Origin of the sequence: Rhodanobacter sp. IGA1.0 (genome assembly GCF_040208325.1) — a bacterium.
GTDB classification, from domain to species: Bacteria; Pseudomonadota; Gammaproteobacteria; order Xanthomonadales; family Rhodanobacteraceae; genus Rhodanobacter; species Rhodanobacter spathiphylli.
The window spans coordinates 884,431-902,491 of sequence record NZ_CP157948.1; the positions used below are offsets into that span (position 1 = coordinate 884,431).

At 66.6% G+C, this 18,061-nt stretch carries 17 protein-coding genes; 13 read left to right on the top strand and 4 right to left on the bottom strand.

From position 1 onward, the window contains the following. Positions 1-9 precede the first annotated feature (9 nt). The 4 genes from ABNK63_RS03835 to ABNK63_RS03850 are packed head-to-tail and all read right to left on the bottom strand — an operon-like array spanning position 10 to position 3,553. The gene (locus tag ABNK63_RS03835) at positions 10-1,689 is read right to left on the bottom strand and encodes a flotillin family protein (protein ID WP_007810108.1); all 1,680 of its coding nucleotides are present in this window, start codon (positions 1,687-1,689) and stop codon (positions 10-12) included. A 33-nt stretch (positions 1,690-1,722) separates the two neighbouring features. Continuing rightward, complete coding sequence (locus tag ABNK63_RS03840) at positions 1,723-2,340, bottom strand: OB-fold-containig protein (protein ID WP_350016739.1); 618 nt, start codon at positions 2,338-2,340, stop codon at positions 1,723-1,725. After that, positions 2,337-3,008: a PspA/IM30 family protein gene (locus ABNK63_RS03845; RefSeq protein ID WP_350016740.1), complete on the bottom strand. Its 672-nt coding sequence runs from the start codon at positions 3,006-3,008 to the stop codon at positions 2,337-2,339. The genes ABNK63_RS03840 and ABNK63_RS03845 overlap by 4 nt, the downstream gene beginning before the upstream one ends. A gap of 41 nt (positions 3,009-3,049) precedes the next feature. Continuing rightward, positions 3,050-3,553, bottom strand: a complete 504-nt coding sequence (locus ABNK63_RS03850; RefSeq protein WP_204110651.1) for a hypothetical protein — start codon at positions 3,551-3,553, stop codon at positions 3,050-3,052. A 185-nt stretch (positions 3,554-3,738) separates the two neighbouring features. Here ABNK63_RS03850 and ABNK63_RS03855 point away from each other — a divergent pair, with 185 nt between their 5' ends. From ABNK63_RS03855 to ABNK63_RS03915, 13 genes are all read left to right on the top strand, one after another. Beyond that, positions 3,739-4,713: an aldo/keto reductase gene (locus ABNK63_RS03855; RefSeq protein ID WP_350016741.1), complete on the top strand. Its 975-nt coding sequence runs from the start codon at positions 3,739-3,741 to the stop codon at positions 4,711-4,713. An 85-nt stretch (positions 4,714-4,798) separates the two neighbouring features. Then, on the top strand, positions 4,799-5,002 hold the full coding sequence (locus ABNK63_RS03860) for a hemin uptake protein HemP (protein WP_350016742.1): 204 nt from the start codon (positions 4,799-4,801) through the stop codon (positions 5,000-5,002). 99 nt (positions 5,003-5,101) lie between these two features. After that, positions 5,102-5,683 carry a hypothetical protein gene (locus ABNK63_RS03865; RefSeq protein ID WP_350016743.1) on the top strand — a complete coding sequence of 194 codons (582 nt, stop codon included), beginning with the start codon at positions 5,102-5,104 and terminating at the stop codon, positions 5,681-5,683. A gap of 184 nt (positions 5,684-5,867) precedes the next feature. Continuing rightward, entirely contained in the window at positions 5,868-7,139 is a 1,272-nt protein-coding gene (locus tag ABNK63_RS03870; protein WP_350016744.1) for an efflux RND transporter periplasmic adaptor subunit, read from the top strand. A gap of 161 nt (positions 7,140-7,300) precedes the next feature. Continuing rightward, positions 7,301-8,020, top strand: a complete 720-nt coding sequence (locus ABNK63_RS03875) for an ABC transporter ATP-binding protein (RefSeq protein ID WP_007810092.1) — start codon at positions 7,301-7,303, stop codon at positions 8,018-8,020. A 100-nt stretch (positions 8,021-8,120) separates the two neighbouring features. Further along, complete coding sequence (locus ABNK63_RS03880; RefSeq protein WP_350016745.1) at positions 8,121-9,434, top strand: ABC transporter permease; 1,314 nt, start codon at positions 8,121-8,123, stop codon at positions 9,432-9,434. A 5-nt stretch (positions 9,435-9,439) separates the two neighbouring features. Further along, complete coding sequence (locus tag ABNK63_RS03885; RefSeq protein WP_007810087.1) at positions 9,440-10,678, top strand: FtsX-like permease family protein; 1,239 nt, start codon at positions 9,440-9,442, stop codon at positions 10,676-10,678. 55 nt (positions 10,679-10,733) lie between these two features. Next, entirely contained in the window at positions 10,734-12,056 is a 1,323-nt protein-coding gene (locus ABNK63_RS03890) for an ABC transporter permease (RefSeq protein ID WP_350016746.1), read from the top strand. An 11-nt stretch (positions 12,057-12,067) separates the two neighbouring features. Next, positions 12,068-13,327: an ABC transporter permease gene (locus ABNK63_RS03895; protein WP_350016747.1), complete on the top strand. Its 1,260-nt coding sequence runs from the start codon at positions 12,068-12,070 to the stop codon at positions 13,325-13,327. A 44-nt stretch (positions 13,328-13,371) separates the two neighbouring features. After that, entirely contained in the window at positions 13,372-13,995 is a 624-nt protein-coding gene (locus ABNK63_RS03900) for an ankyrin repeat domain-containing protein (RefSeq protein ID WP_350016748.1), read from the top strand. A gap of 26 nt (positions 13,996-14,021) precedes the next feature. Beyond that, positions 14,022-15,320, top strand: a complete 1,299-nt coding sequence (locus ABNK63_RS03905) for an ABC transporter permease (RefSeq protein WP_350016749.1) — start codon at positions 14,022-14,024, stop codon at positions 15,318-15,320. A gap of 1 nt (position 15,321) precedes the next feature. Next, positions 15,322-16,545, top strand: a complete 1,224-nt coding sequence (locus tag ABNK63_RS03910) for an FtsX-like permease family protein (protein WP_350016750.1) — start codon at positions 15,322-15,324, stop codon at positions 16,543-16,545. A 114-nt stretch (positions 16,546-16,659) separates the two neighbouring features. Further along, on the top strand, positions 16,660-17,979 hold the full coding sequence (locus tag ABNK63_RS03915; RefSeq protein WP_350016751.1) for an ABC transporter permease: 1,320 nt from the start codon (positions 16,660-16,662) through the stop codon (positions 17,977-17,979). Positions 17,980-18,061 lie beyond the last annotated feature (82 nt).

An 18,061-nucleotide genomic window follows, 5' to 3' on the forward strand; every position in this document is an offset into this window, starting at 1 on the left:
GTCGAACGCTCAGTGCGTCGAATCGGGGGCAGGCCCTGTCGGCGCCACCGTTGACGCGGTCAGGTCGCCCTTGACGCCGTTGACCAGGTTGGCCAGCGAATCGCCCTTCATGCCGATCTCGCCCAGCACGGCGTCGAGGATCGGCTGCTGGGCACGATAAGCGAGCGCGGCGGAGACCGCCTGTTCGGCCAGGTTGCCGGTGCCCGTACCCGTCGCCGAAGCCTGGCCGTTGCCGGCATGGCCGCGATTGAGCCCGTCCACCTGCACGATCTTGATGCCGTCGATCTTTTCCATCGGCTTCACCGACGCCTCGATGATGCCGGGCAGGGCGGCGATCAGCGCCTGCTTGATCTGCAGCATGACCTGCTCGGCGCCGAGCGTGTTCAGCGACTCGTTGCGCATGCGGATGCCGGAGGCCTCCACCTCGAAACGCACCCGGTCGGCCTCGGCCTTGATGCGGACGGCCTGTGCCTGGTTGTCGGCGGCGTCGCGCTCCGCCTCGGCGGCGACCTTCACCCCGATGGCTTCCTGTTGGGCTTCCTGCTCGGCGGCAACCAGGGCGATCTGCTTCTCGCGGTCGGCGATCGCCACTTCGCGCGCAGTCTTCACCTGCTCTTCGGCGCGGGCGGCCAGCGCACGTGCCTCGTTGGCGTCGCGTTCGGCCTCGGACTGCGCCTTGGAGCGCTCGGCGATCGCGGTCATCTTTTCCTGCTCGGCCAGGGTGGTGCGCTTGACCTGCTCGATCTGCGCCACCTGGACGTCGCGCTCGGCCTCGATCTGGCGCTGCTTGATGGCGCGCTCCTTCTCCACCTGTGCCTCGCGCACCAGCCGCTCGGCCTCGATGGTCGCCTGCTGTGCCTCGCGGTCGCGCTGTGCCTCGATGGCCGCCACCTCGGCTTTCTGCTGGGCTGCGCGGGTGGCCACTTCCTGCTGCTGCGACAGCGTGGCGAAGGTCTGCTCGCGGTCGATGCTCAGGCGCTGGTTGATCGCCTCGTAATTCTTCTGCGCGATCTCGACCGAGGTGTTCTGCTCGATCTCGTTGCGTTGCTTGGCGCGCAGCTGGGTTGCTTCGGTGAGCTTGGTCAGACCCTCGGCATCGAACGCATTGTTCGGATCGAAGAAGTTCATCGGGGTCTGGTCGACCCGGGTCAGCGAGACGCTCTCCAGCTCCAGTCCGTTCTTCAGCAGATCCTCGGCCACCGCGTGCTGCACGGCCTGGATGAAATCCTGACGCTTGTCGAGCAACTCCTGCATGGTCATCGACACGGCGGCGGCACGCAGCGAGTCGACGAACTTGTCTTCCACCAGCTCGCGCAGGCTGTCCGGCGCCATGGTGCGCTGGCCAAGGGTCTGTGCGGCGTTGGCAATGCCTTCGACGCTGGGAATCACCCGCACGAAGAAGCCGGCGACCACGTCCACGCGCATGCGGTCACGGGTGAACAGGCTGTCCTTGCCGGCGCGAGCCACTTCCAGCTTCAGCGTGTTCATGTTGACCTGCATGATCTCGTGGAACACCGGCAGCACCAGTGCGCCGCCGTCCATGATCACCTTCTGGCCGCCCATGCCGGTGCGCACGAAGGCCATTTCCTTGGAAGAGCGACGGTACAGCCGCGCAATGACCAGGCCCACCACGACCAGGCCGAGCAGCAGGATGCCCACGAGGATGGAGACGTCAATCAGGTTGTTCATCAAGATTCCTTGCTTGAAGCGGTTGATCGGATGTCAGCCCAGCAGATCCGGGCGAGGATTGGGGATGGCCGCGAAGCGCGAGCCGCTGATCTGGCGCACCAGCAGCACGTCGCTGTCGATGGCCAGTTCGTCGACGGTTTCATCGGGCTCGACCATCAGATAGAGCGTATGGCCGTTGCCGTCGGCCACCTTCGCCTGGGCCGGGTACGCCGGCCGGGCGTGGCCGAGCATGTGGGCGACGCGGCCGACCAGGCTGTCAAAGGTGACCGCATAGGTTTCCTCGCGCGGCATCCAGCGGGCCAGGCGCGTTCCCAGTGCGCGCACCGCCGGCAGGCTGGCCAGCAGCGCCACGGGCGCCGAGAGAAGGGGCGGCAGGGGAGCGCCGAACGAAGCCATCGCGATGAAGTTCAGCGCGAAGCCGGTGAGCGCAAATGCGGTCAGCAACAGCGCCAGCAGGACCAGCAATGGCGCGCGTCCCACATGCATCCAGCCGAGGAACCCATCGGGTGGCTCATGCTCGATCATGCCGTCCAGCCAGTGCCAGGCACTGGCGCCGAACAGCAGGGACAAGCCCTCGACCAGGCCGAGCAGTAACAGCACGCCCAGTGCGGCGACGAAGGGCAGCGATGCCGGCAGCACGAACGGATTCACCGGTCCTCGCCCAGCTGGATCTTCAGCGCAGCCAGACGCTCATCGATACGCTGCTTGCGCTGCATATCAGCGATTTCCTTGAGTTTCATCGCATCCCCCTGTGCGGCGGCAAAGCCTACCACGCCGGTTTCCCGCGCCATGATCCGGTCGAACGCGTTTTCGGCGCGGGCCGCGCGATTTTCGCGGCCGCCATGGTCGGGTGCCTGTCCCGGCGCATTTTCCGGGCGGCGCGAGGCGAGGAATTCCCGCAGGATGGTCTCGCGCTCCTGCTTGCGCGCCATCAGCGCACGCAGGTAGCCCTCGCACTCTGCGGCGCGTTCGCGCTGCGTCTCCAGGTTCTGCTGCAACACCGGCAACTGGTCCTCGATCAGGGTCTGCCGCTCCAGACAGGCCGCGGCCAGATCGTCACGTTGCTGCTGGACGGCCAGTTCGGCGCGGGCGGCCAGTTCCTCGTGCTCGCCGGTGAGCTTGCCCATGCGGGTCGCCAGCTGGTGCTTGGCCGCCTCGATGCGGCCGAGTTCGACGCGCACTTCGCCGAGCACCTGTTCGATCTCGCGCAACACCTGGTTGAGGGTGGCCTCGGGTGCCAGGCCTTCGACCCGGTCGAGCAGCGCGTGCGCGCTGCCACTGATCAGACGGACAACGCGATCCTGCAGTGAATCGGTCATGGCTTTCTCCTTGCGTTCCAGGTGAGATGGAGGACGAGCAGTCAGGCGGCCTGGCGGGCGACGCGGACGGCGTCGACCAGCGCGGCGAGTTTCGGCAGCTGCCGGTCGATCGCCACGCTGTCGTAAGCGGGAACATCGGGCGCCACGCCCAGTCTCAGCAGTGCGCTGATCAAGGCGGTACTGCGTTGCAGCAGCTGGTCCTCGATCTTGCGCGCGCGTTCGGGCGAGGCGTCGGCATCGATCTGTTCGGAGGCCAGCAGGGCCATCAGTTGCGGCACCCATTCCAGCATCGTCGCGACGATTTCGGAACGCTGCTCCCGGCGGTGCTCGAACCCGGCCACACCACGGGCGAACGGCTGTACCAGTTCGCGCAGCCAGCCCAGGGTCAACTCATAGGAGTCGCTGCCATCGAGTTGGCGCCGGTAGCGCTGGATGATGGCGCGCAGCTTGTCCGAGGGCGTGCTGGTACCGGGCACGTCCAGCCCGGTCAGCCACTCGAAGTCTTCCTGCGGAACCCGTACCGAAAGGGGAATCGAGATCGACATGGTCTGAATACCTTCGTATGCAATCGTATACACATGCATACTGCTCCTGACCGCGAGGCTTGTAAAGAGGGGACGCGGCGAACGGGCTCCCGCGTCCGCTCACGTGGGCCCGCTGGACGACTTCACGTCAGGTTCGTCATGCTGCCCGTTCGGCATACCGGCCTTTCCCATGAAGGAGTCCTCCCATGCAATACCGTCGCCTCGGCACTTCCGGCCTGCAACTTTCCGCGCTGTCGTTCGGTGCGTGGGTCACCTTCGGCAAGCAGGTGGGGCGCGGGGAAGCGCGCGAGCTGCTCGCGCTGGCCCACGATCGCGGGGTGAATTTCTTCGACAACGCCGAGACCTACAACAACGGCGTGGCCGAGCAGGTGATGGGCGACGTGCTGGCCGACTTGCGCTTTCCCCGCGACAGCTACTGTGTGTCCAGCAAGGTGTTCTTCGGCGCGGTGGACAAGCCGCTGCCAACCCAGCGCGGGCTGTCGCGCAAGCACGTGATGGAGGCCTGCACGCAGGCGCTGCAGCGATTGCGCGTGGATTACCTGGATCTGTACTTCTGCCATCGCCCCGATCCGGACACGCCGATCGCCGAGACGGTGATGGCGATGGACACGCTGGTGCGCCAGGGCAAGGTGCTGTACTGGGGCACCAGCGAATGGCCGGCCGAGGCGATCCACGAAGCGCATCGGATCGCCCGCGAGAACCACCTGTACGCCCCGGTGATGGAGCAGCCGCAGTACAACCTGCTGCATCGCGAGCGGGTGGAAGAGGAGTACGCGCCGCTTTACGCGGCCTATGGCATGGGCACCACGATCTGGTCGCCGTTGGGCTCGGGCCTGCTCAGCGGCAAGTACAACGACGGCGTGCCGGCGGACTCGCGGCTGGCGCAGCCGGATTACGCGTGGTTGCGCGAAAGCGTGCTGGGCAAGGGTGACGAGCGGGTGGGCAAGGTGCGCGCCCTGCAGCCGATCGCCGATGAGCTGGGTTGCAGCCTGGCGCAACTGTCGATCGCCTGGTGCCTGCTCAATCCGCATGTGTCCACGGTGATGCTGGGCGCCAGCCGGCGTGAACAACTGGAGCAGAACCTGGTCGCGCTGGAGGTGCTGCCGAAGCTGGATGCCACGTTGGCACGGCGGATCAGGACGATCGTCGAAGACGCCTGAGTGCAGGGGCGACGGGTGCGGCGGTTGACAGGCTAATGAGAATCATTATCATCAAGCTCGTCACTCATCTTTCGTGGATTCGCCCATGTCCGTCCTGTCACTGAGCCACGCCATGCCGTCCCGATCGATCCAGCGGTCGGCTTCATTGCCCGCCACGTCGCCGTTGAAGGCGCGGCGCGTTTCCAGTCACACGCTGCTGGAAGGCGAGCGCGAGCTGGTGATCCAGCACCAGGGCAGCGAGTACCACCTGCGCCTCACCCGCAACGACAAGCTGATCCTGACCAAGTAGTCCCGCGTCGTCCGCGTACGGCGGGCGGCGCACATCTTCCCGGCCTCAGCCAGCGCGTCGCTGGCGGCGCCCGCCCGGCCATTCCGCCCGAGGTGATCGATGTTCGTTCCGCCAGTCCATCGGCTGCAGGATCTGCGGCGGGCCATCCCGGCCCAGGCCATCCATTGGCGCTGCCTGCGCACGACGCCGGCGCAGCTGGTCGAGCGCCTGCCCGAGCTTGGCGGCGTGCTCTACGTGCCGATGCGGCCTGACGGCGCGCAGCCGCACGAATGGCCCCGCGGCCTGCTGGTCGACACGATGCAGCTGGCCCCGCTGCTGCAGACCCGCCGCCTCGCCGCTGCCGGCATGATCACCAGCGAAGGTCCGCGCGAGTGGATCGAATGCCTGGATCGGGAAGGCCGCGGTTGTGTCCGCCTGCATCTGCTGCCGGACACTGACTATCTGGCCTGGGATCGCCTGCTGGAGCACGCTCGGGTGGCGCCGGGAGGTCGGCCTTCGCGCCGGCTGCGCCAGCCGTGTCCGGTGTACGCGAAGGTGCTGCGCTTCCATGCCCGCAGGCTGGCCGGCCTGGTCGTGCTGGGAGCCGAACCCTGCCTGCCGATCTCGCCACTGGGCCGGCAAGTCGCTGGCCAGATCGCACGGGCCGAGGCGGTGCCGCTGCAACTGGCCCACCGCGACTAGCCCGCGAAAGCCGCGTTCCCGCGCGTTCGTCCGATCGTCCGACGAGTGTCCGCGGACACCGGAGGTGATTGCGGCGTCATGCGTAAGTCATTGAACAAAGTAGAATATTATTTCGTGCCGGCGGTGGCACGTGGATTGCATCGACCTGCCTGCAACCGCGCTGTCCGCGGTCAGGAACGGCATGATGATTCGCGACACTTCTGCGCAGGACAAACTGGTCCAGGTCAAATCCCATCCCAAACGCCGGCTGATCCTGGCGGGCGCCGGCGTGCTGGTGCTGGCCCTGCTGGCGTGGCTGGCGCCAGGGATCAGCCGGATGTTCTCGGCCTCCGCATCGGTGAGCAGTTCGCGGCTGGCGTTCGCCACCGTCGAACGCGGCCCGTTCGTGCGCGACATCGCCGCCGAGGGCAAGGTGGTCGCGGCGGTCAGCCCGACCCTGTACGCCACTTCCGGCGGCGCGGTCACGCTGAAGGTGCACGCCGGTGACACGGTGAAGATCGGCCAGGTGCTGGCGACCATCGTCAGCCCCGAGCTGACCAACAAGCTGGCGCAGGAACAGAGCAACGCCGACGCGATGGAAGTGGATTACCAGCGTGCGCAGATCGACGCGCGCAAGAAGCGCGGCGAACTGCAGAAGGCGTTCGACAACGGCAAGATCGACGAGCAGGCCGCCGAGCGCGATCTCGATCGCAACCAGAAGGCGTTCGCCAAGGGTGCCGTGCCGGGGATGGACGTGGACCGTGCCAAGGACGCGCTGCAGAAGGCGAAGATCACCCTGCAGCATGCGCAGGCGGATCTGGGCATGGACAACGCCAGCCTCAACTTCGACATCCAGTCGAAGAAGCTTGCGCACGAGCGCCAGCTGCTGCTGGTGAAGGACCTGCAGCGCCAGGTCGACGACCTCAACGTGAAGTCGCCGGTGGACGGCCAGGTCGGCCAGCTGTTCATCGCCGAGCGCGCCACCGTGGCGAAGGATGCCCAGTTGCTCAGCGTGATCGACCTGTCCGCGCTGCAGGTGGAGATGCAGGTGCCGGAAAGCTTCGCCCGCGACCTGGGCATCGGCATGGCCGGCGAGATCAGTGGCAACGGCCACACCTGGAAGGGCCTGGTCAGCGCGATCTCGCCCGAAGTGGTCAACGGCCAGGTCGCCGCCCGCCTGCGCTTCGAGGGCGAGACGCCGAAGCAGCTGCGCCAGAACCAGCGCCTGTCGGTGCGCGTGCTGCTGGACAAGCGCGACAACGTGCTGACCGTGCAGCGCGGCTCCTTCGTCGACGAATCCGGCGGCAGCTACGCCTACCTGGTGCGCGACGGCATCGCCAAGAAGACCCCGATCCGCGTCGGTGCCTCCAGCATCGACAAGGTGGAGATCCTCGAAGGCCTGAAGGAAGGCGACAAGATCGTGATCTCCGGTACCGACAGCTTCAAGAGCGCGGCCACGGTCGCGATCAGCAACTGACGATTTTCTCCCTCCCCTGCGTGCAGGGGAGGGCTGGGGTGGGGTCGCTCTCCGTGACGCAAAAGCGCACCCCCTCACCTAAAGGATTCCTTTCAGTCACCAACCTCCCTCTGCTGCGCAGGGGGAGGAGCAAAAACCATCACCACCACCGAGGAACAACCATGCTGAAGATGACCCACCTGTCCAAGGTCTACCGCACCGAAGTGGTGGAGACCTATGCGCTGCGCGATTTCAACATCGACGTGAAGGAGGGCGAGTTCGTCGCCGTCACCGGTCCGTCGGGCTCGGGCAAGACCACCTTCCTGACCATTGCCGGCCTGCTGGAAACCTTCACCGGTGGCGAGTACCACCTCGACGGCATCGAGGTGAGCAACCTCAACGACAACGCCCGTTCGAAGATCCGCAACGAGAAGATCGGCTTCATCTTCCAGGCGTTCAACCTGATCCCCGACCTCAACGTGTTCGACAACATCGAGGTGCCGCTGCGCTACCGCGGCATGAAGGCGGCCGAACGCAAGCAGCGCATCATGGAATCGCTGGAGCGTGTCGGCCTCGCCTCGCGCGCCAAGCACTACCCGGCCGAACTCTCCGGTGGCCAGCAGCAGCGCGTGGCGATCGCCCGTGCACTGGCCGGCTCGCCGCGCCTGCTGCTGGCCGACGAACCGACCGGCAACCTGGACACCCAGATGGCCCGCGGCGTGCTCGAACTGCTGGAGGAAATCCACCGCGACGGCGCCACCATCGTGATGGTCACGCATGACCCGGAGCTGGCCGCCCGCGCCCAGCGCAACGTGCACATCATCGACGGCCAGGTGGTCGAGCTGTCCGAGGACCCGCGCTTCCACAGCGTGCACGCGGTCGCCGACGGGGCGCATGGCTGAGAGGCAGGGAATGGGAAGGGGGAATCGTCGAGGGCAGATGCTCGCGAGGCCGCCGCTTTCCCATTCCCGATTTCCCATCCTTCATTCCCGGAACCCAAGCATGTTCGCCTACTACCTTCAACTCGGCCTGCGCAGTCTTCGGCGCAACCCCATGCTCACCGCGCTGATGGTGATGGCGGTGGGTTTTGGCGTGGCCGCGTCGATGATCACGTGGTCGGTGTTCCGTGCGGTGTCGGGTGATCCGATTCCGGGCAAGTCCTCGCAGCTGTACACGGTGCTGGTCGACAACCGGGGCCCCCGGTACAACGACAACGGCGAGCCGCCCGAGGCGCTCACCTATACCGATGCCACTGCCCTGGTCGCTGCGCACAAGGCCGCCCACCAGACGCTGTTCTTCAACGTCGCGCCGTCGGTGCTGCCCGAAGGCAACCAGAGTCTGCCATTCATCGCCGACGGCTACGCCACCAACGCCGACTTCTTCAACATGTTCGAGGTGCCATTCGAGTACGGCGGCGCCTGGCGTGCCGGTGACGACGACGGCCGCGCCGCCGTGGCGGTGATCAGCCACGAGCTCAACCAGCAGCTCTTCAACGGCGCCAACAGCGTGGGCCGCGAGATCACCATGGATCGGCACAGCTACCGCATCGTCGGAGTGACTGCGCACTGGGATCCGAAGCCGCGCTTCTACGACCTGTTCAGCCACAACGCCTTCGGCGATCCGGTGCAGCTGTACCTGCCGTTCACCCGGGCGATCGATGTGGCAATGGACACCTCCGGGCGCAACAACTGCGGCAGCAACACGGATTTCGGTGTCGGCCGCGAAGCCTGGCTGCACAGCGAATGCGTGTGGGTGCCGGTGTGGGTGGAGCTGCCCGACCCGGCCGCCGCGACCGGCTACCGCGAATTCCTGACCCATTACGCCGCCGAGCAGCAGCGCGCCGGCCGCTTCCACTGGGCGCCGAACGTGCGCCTGCGCGACGTCAACGACTGGCTCGACTACGAACGGGTAGTGCCGCCGGAAAGCCGCATCTCGCTGATGGTGGCGCTGGGCTTCTTCGCGATCTGCATGGTCAACACGATCGGCCTGCTGCTGGCCAAGTTCATGCGCCGCGCCGCCGAGATCGGCGTACGCCGCGCGCTGGGCGCGCCGCGGCGCGAGATCTACCGCCAGTTCCTGATCGAGGCGGCCGCCGTGGGCCTGGCCGGCGGCGTGCTCGGCTTGCTGCTCACCGCACTGGGCATGTTCGGCGTGGGCCTGCTGTTCGAGCCGGAGATCGCCCGGCTTGCGCATCTCGACTTGTCGCTGGTGGCGACGACCCTGCTGGTGGCGATCGCGGCCACCGTGCTGGCCGCGTTCTATCCCACCTGGCGCGCCGCGCAGGTGCAGCCGGCCTGGCAGCTGAAGAGCAATTGAGGGCGATGACGATGCAGATCCGACCCATCCTCGCCGCGATGCGCCATCACAAGGCCGGCACTGTGCTGATCGCGCTGCAGATCGCCCTGACCCTCGCCATCGTCTGCAATGCGCTGTTCATCATCCAGCAACGCATCACGCGCATGTCACGTCCCAGCGGAGTGAGCGAGAGCAACCTGTTCGTGATCCGCAGCGACTGGGCAGACAAGTCCGACACGCAGCGCATCGACGCGCAGATGCAGGCTGACCTGATCGCCCTGCGCCAGCTCGGCAGCGTGCAGGACGCGGCCTCGACCAACAGCTTTCCGCTGCGTGGCACCGGCTGGGACAACTACATCAAGCTGCAACCTGACCAGCCCAGGATGACTACCGACTCGGCGATCTTCTTTTCCGACGACCACACGCTGGCCACGCTGGGCACGCGCCTGATCGAGGGACGCAATTTCACCGCCAGCGAAGTCGCCGCGCAGAAGCCCCGCGACGCGATGCACGCCGCCCAGGTGATCATCAGCAAGGACCTGGCGCGGCGGTTGTTCCCGCAGGGATCGGCGCTGGGCAAGACCATCTATGTGTCGATGGGCCAGGCGCCATCCACGGTGATCGGCGTCACCGACACCTTGCAGGCGCACATGACCGGCAGCTGGGCCGGCCCGTATGCGTACAACGCGGTGCTGATCCCGGCGCGGCTGTTGAACGACTACACCTACTACCTGGTCCGCGCGAAGCCCGGCCAGCTGGAGGCCGCGATGCGCGATGCGCCGAAGGCGCTGTTCGCGCAGAGCCGCATGCGCATCATCGACCACAAGGATGGCGTGATGAGCTTCGCCCAAGTGCGCCAGCGGGCTTACGAGCGTGACGTGGGCATGGCGATCCTGATGGGCATCATCAGCGTGGTGCTGCTGGCGATCACTGCCGCCGGCATCGTGGGCCTGACCAGCTTCTGGGTCGGCCAGCGGCGCAAGCAGATCGGCGTGCGCCGTGCGCTGGGCGCCACCCGCGGCGACATCCTCAGCTACTTCCTCACCGAAAACCTGCTGATCGGGATTGGCGGCGTGCTGGCCGGTGCGGTGCTGGCGATCGGCATCAACCTGTGGATGGTGACCCAGTTCGAAATGGCGCGGTTGTCGCTGGCCTATGTGGTGGCCGGGGTGGCGGCGTTGCTGGTGCTTGGCCAGGGCGCGGTGCTGGCCCCGGCGCTGCGTGCTTCACGCGTGTCGCCGGTGGAGGCGACACGCAGCGTGTGAGTTCCCACTTCCTCCCTGCAGGGCAGGGGAGAAGACAACCCTCGGAGTGAACGGAATGCTTGCCTACTACCTCGAACTGGCCCTGCGCAGCCTCAAGCGAAGTCCCGGCCTGACCGCGCTGATGGTGCTGGCGATCGGCTTCGGCGTGGCCGCGTCGATGACCACCTGGTCGGTGTTCCGCGCCGTGTCGGGCGATCCGATCCCGTGGAAGTCGTCGCAGCTGTTCGTGCCGCAGATCGACGCCTGGGGGCCGAAGGGGCACCGCGGCGGCGACGACAATGAGCCGCAGGATGCGATGAACTACACCGACGCGATGGCGCTGATGCGCGACCACCGCGCGAAGCGTCAATCGGCGATGTACCAGATCTCGCCTTCGGTGGTGCCGGCGCAGGCCGGCAAGCATCCGCTCAACGTGGGCGGACACGCCGTCTACAGCGAGTTCTTCCCGATGCTCGACGCGCCGTTCCTGTACGGCAGCGGCTGGGATGCGCAGGACGACGCACAGCGCGCGGCGGTGGTGGTGATCAGCAGCAAGCTCAACGAAAAGCTGTTCGGCGCGGTCAACAGCGTGGGCAAGACGGTGAACATCGAGGGCAAGGACTACCGCGTGGTCGGCGTGCTGGACAACTGGAATCCGCAGCCGCGCTTCTACGACGTGGTCAACACCGGCGGCTTCAGCGAGCAGGTCGAGGACGTGTTCATTCCCTTCGAGCGCGCCATCGCCGTGGGCATCCCCAATGACGGCAACACCAACTGCAGCGAAACGCCGAAGGAGTCGGGCTTCGTCGGCCTGCAGCAATCCAGCTGCATCTGGATTGCCTACATGGCCGAGCTGGAAGACGCTGCCGCGGTGACCGCCTATCGCCAGTATCTGGACGGCTATGCGCGTGCGCAGCAGACGGCCGGCCGGTTCACCTGGGCGCCGAACAACAAGCTGCGCGACCTGCCGGCTTTCCTCGACCATGAGCAGGTCGTACCCAGCGACACCAAGGTGTCGCTGCTGGTGGCGCTGGGCCTGCTGCTGGTCTGCCTGGTGAATACGGTGGGCCTGCTGCTGGCGAAGTTCCTGCGCCGCAGCGGCGAGATCGGCGTGCGTCGCGCGCTGGGCGCGCCGCGCAAGGCGATCTATCTGCAGTTCCTCACCGAGGCTGGCGTGGTCGGCCTGGCCGGCGGGGTGCTGGGACTGCTGCTGACCGGTGTCGGCGTGGCCAGCGTGGGCATGGTGTTGCCCAAGAGCATTTCCGATCTGGCGCGGCTCGACCTGTCCCTGCTCGTCGTCACCTTGGTGGTCGCCGTGCTGGCCACCCTGCTGGCCGGGCTTTACCCCACGTTCCGTGCATCACGCGTGCAACCCGCGTGGCAACTGAAGAGCAATTGAGGATTATGCCCATGACCATGCATCCCATCCTCGCGGCATTGCGCAAGCACAAGGCCGGCGTGGTGCTGATCGCGCTGCAGATCGCGCTGACCCTGGCGATCGTCTGCAACGCGGTGTTCATCATCGGCCAGCGCATCGAACGGGTGAACCGGCTGACCGGCCTGGACGAGAGCGACTTGATGCTGGTCAGCCAGCAATGGGTGGGCGCGCCCAGCGGCGACGATGCCGCCAGCGTGGAAAAGCTCGACAGCCTGCAGCTGACCGACCTCGCTGCCCTGCGCGCGCTGCCGGGCGTGGCCTCGGTGGCGCCGGTCAACTCGGTGCCGCTGCTCAACTCGTCGTGGAACGGCGCCGTCGACCACAAGCCCGGGGACACCAACGAGGGCAGCTTCCACGGCACCCGCACCACGTACTACTTCAGCGACGACCAGGCGCTCTCCACCCTGGGCCTGCGCCTGGTGGCGGGGCGCAACTTCACCGCCGCCGATGTGGGCCACCAGGGCTTCCGCGACAACAGCGAGCCGTCGGTGGTGATCCTGACCAGCGCGCTGGCCGACAAGCTGTTCCCGAAGGGCGACGCGCTGGGCAAGGTGATCTATCTCAACGGGTCGACCAAACCCACCACCATCATCGGCATGGTCGAGCGCATGCAGGTGCCCGGCACCGGCACCTGGACCAACAGCTTCGCGTGGAACTCGACGCTGGTGCCGATCCGGTTGGACGCGAACTTCGCGCGCTACGCGATACGCGCCAAGCCCGGCCAGCTGGATGCGGTGATGCGTGCGGTGGTCCCGGCGCTGTACAAGGCCAATCCCATGCGCGTGCTGGATGACGACAGCGTGCGCTCGTTCGCCCAGATCCGCGAAAAGGCTTACCAGGCCGATCGCGGCATGGCGATCCTGATGGGCGTGGTCGCGCTGATCCTGCTGTGCGTCACCGCCGCCGGCATCGTCGGCCTCACCAGCTTCTGGGTGGGCCAGCGTCATCGGCAGATCGGCGTACGGCGTGCGCTGGGCGCCCGCAAGATCGACATCCTGCACTACTTCCAGATCGAGAACCTGCTGATCGCGGGCACCGGCGTGGTGATCGGCGTGCTGCTGGCGCTGAGTCTGAACATGTGGCTGATGAGCCACTACGAGATGACCCGCATCCCCGTGCTGTATGTGCTGACCGGCGTGCTGGCGATGCTGGCGATCGGCCAGGCCGCCGTGTTCGTGCCGGCCCGGCGCGCGTCCAACGTACCGCCGGTGGTGGCGACGCGGGCGGTGTGAAGGCAGCGGTTGTAATTCACCAAGGGAACAGGAGTGGCCTTTTCATGAGAATCACCCATACATCAGCCAGCCGGCTCATGGTTTTCAGCATGCTGGCGTCGATGGGCCTCGCCGCATCGGCGAGCGCGCTTCGGGCCATGCCCGCGGCCATGCAGGACGGCCGCGGCCAAGAGGATGCCACGCCCCTGATTGCCGTGGTTCGGCAAGGGAACCTCGATGCCGTCCGGCGCATGGCAGGGAAAGGCATGGACGTGAATGCGAGCGTGCGCGGCGATGGCACGGCGCTCATCGTCGCGTCGCGTCGCGGCGACCTCGCGATGGTGAACCTCCTGCTCGGGCTCGGCGCAGACGTGAACAAGGCCGTGCGTGGCGAAGGCAATCCGCTGGTTGCCGCATCGGCCGCCGGGAGCCTCGATGTCATGGCCCGATTGCTGGCGGCCGGCTCCAGGGTCGACACCATCGTGCCGGATGACGAGACCGCCTTGATCAGCGCCGTGAGGAATGGCCGCCTGGAAGCCGTCGAATTTCTCGTCGAGCACGATGCCGACGTGAATCTCGGCGTCGTCGCCAACGGCACCGAATGGCGTTCGCCGCTGAACCAGGCACGCAGCGAAGCCATCAGGAAATACCTGTCAGGCCATGGTGCCGTAGTCGGCCATCCTGGTTGAATGCGCCCGCAACAAGGAAACGCGCAATGTTCACCTACTACCTCGACCTGGCCCTGCGCAGCCTCAAGCGCAACAAGGCGCTCACCGCACTGATGGTGCTGGCGCTGGCGCTGGGCATCGGCGCCAGCATGACCACGCTGACGGTATTGCACGTGCTGTCGGGCGATCCCTTGCCCGGCAAGAGCCATCAGCTGTTCTATCCGCAGCTCGATCCGCAGGACATGGACGGCTACAAGCCGCAGGATGAGCCGCCGGAGCAGGTCAGCTGGATCGACGGCATGGCCCTGCTGCAGGCCAGGCGCGCCCAATTCCAGGCCTTGATGACCGGCGGCGCGGTACCGATCCAGCCGGCGCAGTCCTCGATCGATCCGTTCTTCGAGGATGCGCGTTACACCACCGCCGACTTCTTTCCGATGTTCGACGTGCCGTTTCTGTACGGCCAGGGCTGGAACGCGAGCGACGACGAGGCCAGCGCCCACGTGGCCGTGCTCACCCGCGAACTCAACGACAAGCTGTTCGGCGGCAAGGACAGCACCGGCCAGACCCTGCGCATGAACGACGTGGCGTTTCGCATCGTCGGCGTGCTGGACAGCTGGCGGCCGACGCCACATTTCTACGATCTCAACACCGGCAGCTACTCCGCCGATGAAGGCGTGTTCGTGCCGCTGGCCACCGCCACCGACCTGAAGTTCGCCCGCAACGGTTCCACCGATTGCTGGGACAAGGGATCGAGCGAGAACATGAAAACCGCCACCTGCACCTGGCTGCAATTCTGGGTGCAGCTGGACACGCCGGCCGAGGCGACCGCGTACCGGGAATTCCTGCTGAACTATTCGCGGGAGCAGAAGGCGCTGGGTCATTTCCAGCGGCCGCCCAATGTGCGCCTGCGCGACGTGATGGGCTGGCTGGACTACAACAAGGTGGTGCCCAGCGACGTGCATCTGCAGGTGTGGCTGGCGTTCGGCTTCCTGCTGGTGTGTCTGGTCAACACCGTCGGCCTGATGCTGGCCAAGTTCCTGCGCCGCGCGGGCGAACTGGGCGTGCGCCGCGCACTCGGCGCCTCGCGCCGCTCGCTGTTTGCCCAGCTGCTGGTCGAAGCCGGCGCGGTGGGCCTGGTCGGCGGCATCGGTGGCCTGCTGCTGGCCTTGCTCGGCTTGTGGCTGGTGCGCAGGCAACCCTCGGATTACGCCGCGCTGGCCCACCTGGACCTGCCGATGCTGCTGGCCACCTTCGTCGCTGCCGTCACGGCCAGCCTGCTGGCCGGCCTGCTGCCGGCCTGGCGCGCCTGCCTGACTCCTCCCGCGCTGCAACTGAAGAGCAACTGACATGGACATCCTGCCCATCTTCTCGACCCTGCGCCGGCACAAGATCACGGCGCTGCTGCTGGTGCTGGAGATCGCGCTGACCTGCGCGATCGTCTGCAACGCCGTGTTCCTGATCAGCCAGCGCCTGCAGCGCACCGAAATGGCCAGCGGCGTGGCCGAGCACGAACTGCTGCAGGTGCAGGTCGCCAACATCGGCAAGCCCGCCAATGGCAAGGCGCGCGCCCAGGAAGACCTGGCGCTGCTGCGGCAGATACCCGGCGTGACCGCGGCTGCCCTGCTCAACCAGGTGCCGTTCACCAACAGCTCGTCGAACACCAGCATCAAGCTCGATCCCGCGCAGAAGCTGCCCACGCTCAACGCCACCATGTACATGGGCGAGGGCCTGATCGCGAGCTTCGGCGCCCGGCTGGTGGCGGGGCGGGACTTCAGCGCCGACGAATACCTGGACTACGACGACATGCGCAGCAATCCCGAGCTGCAGAGCAAGGTCGGCTCGGTGGTGATCACCCAGGCCCTGGGCGAGCGCCTGTGGCCCGGGCAGAGCGCGCTGGGCAGGAACATCTACCTGGGCGACACTTCCGTGCGCGTGATCGGCGTGGTGCAGTCGCTGATCCGGCCGTCGCTGTTCATGGGTGACGACGCGGCGCAGTGGACGATGGTCTTCCCCCTGCGATTGAGTGCGGCCAGCGCCTCGCGCTACGTGCTGCGCACGGCACCCGACCAGCGCCAGCAGGTGCTTTCGGAAGCGGCAAAGGTGCTGCGCAAGGCCGACCCGCACCGCATCGTCCTGCACAAGGACACGCTGGACGACATCCGCGGCGCGTTCTTCCAGAACGATCGGGCGATGGCCGGCATCCTGGTCGGCGTCATCGCCGCGTTGCTGATCGTCACCGCGCTGGGCATCGTCGGCCTGGCCAGTTTCTGGGTGGCGCAACGCCGCCGCACCATCGGCGTGCGCCGCGCACTGGGTGCGACCCGCCGCAACATCCTCAACTACTTCCAGACCGAAAACTTCCTGCTGGCCACGATCGGCATCGTGCTGGGCATGGTGCTGGCCTACGGCATCAACCTGTTCCTGATGACCCGCTACGAGTTGCCACGCCTGCCGGGCATGTACTTCCCGATGGGCGCGATCGCGTTGTGGCTGATCGGCCAGCTGGCCGTGCTGGGACCGGCCCTGCGCGCGGCAGCCGTGCCGCCGGTGGTGGCGACGCGTTCGGTGTGATCAACAAGCAGGGAATGGGGAATCGGGAATAGGGAATCGGTAGAGCGACAGCCGCCCGCCTTGGCCTTTCCCATTCCCCATTCTCCAGACCAACCTCCGAAGGAGACACCGAAGGTGTTCACCTACTACCTCGACCTCGCGCTGCGCAGCCTGAAGCGCAACCGCATGCTTACCGCACTGATGGTGCTGGCGATCGCCGTCGGCATCGGTGCCAGCATGACCACGCTGACGGTGACGCACCTGCTGTCCGGTGATCCGTTGCCCGGTCGCAGCCAGCACATCTTCTATCCGCAGGTGGATGCCTCGCCGGCCGGTTACTCCAAGAGCGGGCCGCTGGACATGCTCGACTACCGCTCGGCGGTGGACCTGTGGAGCGCGCATCGCGCGGATCGGCAGGCCCTGATGGCGGGCAGCGAGGTCAAGGTGCGTGCGCCGGACACCACGCTGCCGCCCTTGATGGTGCCGATGCTGGCCACGACCTCCGACTTCTTTGCGATGTTCCAGGTGCCGTTCCAGTACGGCACCGCCTGGACGGCAGCCGACGCCGCCAGCCGTGCGCGCGTGGCGGTGATTTCCTCCGACCTCAACGACCGCCTGTTCGGCGGCGCCGACAGCGTGGGCAAGACCCTGCGCCTGAAAGACAGCGACGTGCGAATCGTCGGCGTGATGAAGAAGTGGCGACCCTCGCCGCTCTTCTACGACGTGCGCGCCGGGCGCTTCGCCGAAGGCCAGACCTCGTCGTTCTACGGCAAGCCGGAAGACGTGTTCATGCCGTTTTTCAGCGGGCTTGACGTCAACGACGGCAACTTCTGGCAGTTCACCTGCTGGGGTTCCGTTCCGAGGCCGGGGCATCTGCAGGATGCGCCGTGCGTCTGGGTCGGCTTGTGGGTGCAGCTGGATGACGCCGCCAAGGTGGCGGACTACCGCGCCTTCATCGCGAACTATGCGCAGCAGCAAAAGCAGCTCGGGCGTTTCGCCACCACCCAGACCCGCATGCCGGGCCTGATGGAGTGGCTGGTGTTCAACCATGTGGTGCCCAGCGACGTGAAGCTGCAGACCTGGCTGGCCTTTGCGTTCCTTGCCATCTGCCTGTTCAACATGATCGGCCTGCTGCTGGCCAAGTTCCTGCGTCGCAGCAGCGAAATCGGCGTGCGTCGCGCGCTGGGCGCCAGTCGTGGCGCGGTGTTCGCCCAGTGTCTGGTGGAGGCGGGCATGGTGGGCCTGGTCGGCGGCATCGGCGGCTGGCTGCTGACCTTGCTGGGTCTGTGGCTGGTGCGGCGGCAGCCGGTGGAATATGCCGACCTCGCCCACCTCGACCTCGGCATGTTCGGGCTGACCTTTGCGCTCGCCGTCGCCGCCAGCCTGCTGGCAGGCCTGTTGCCCGCCTTGCGGGCCAGCCGGATTGCGCCCGCGCTGCAGTTGAAGACGCTTTAGCGCGCCGTCCCTGCGCAAGAGCCCGGCCATCCATGGCCGGACTTTTCAGAAAGGCACCGTTCGTACCAAGCATCAGGTAACG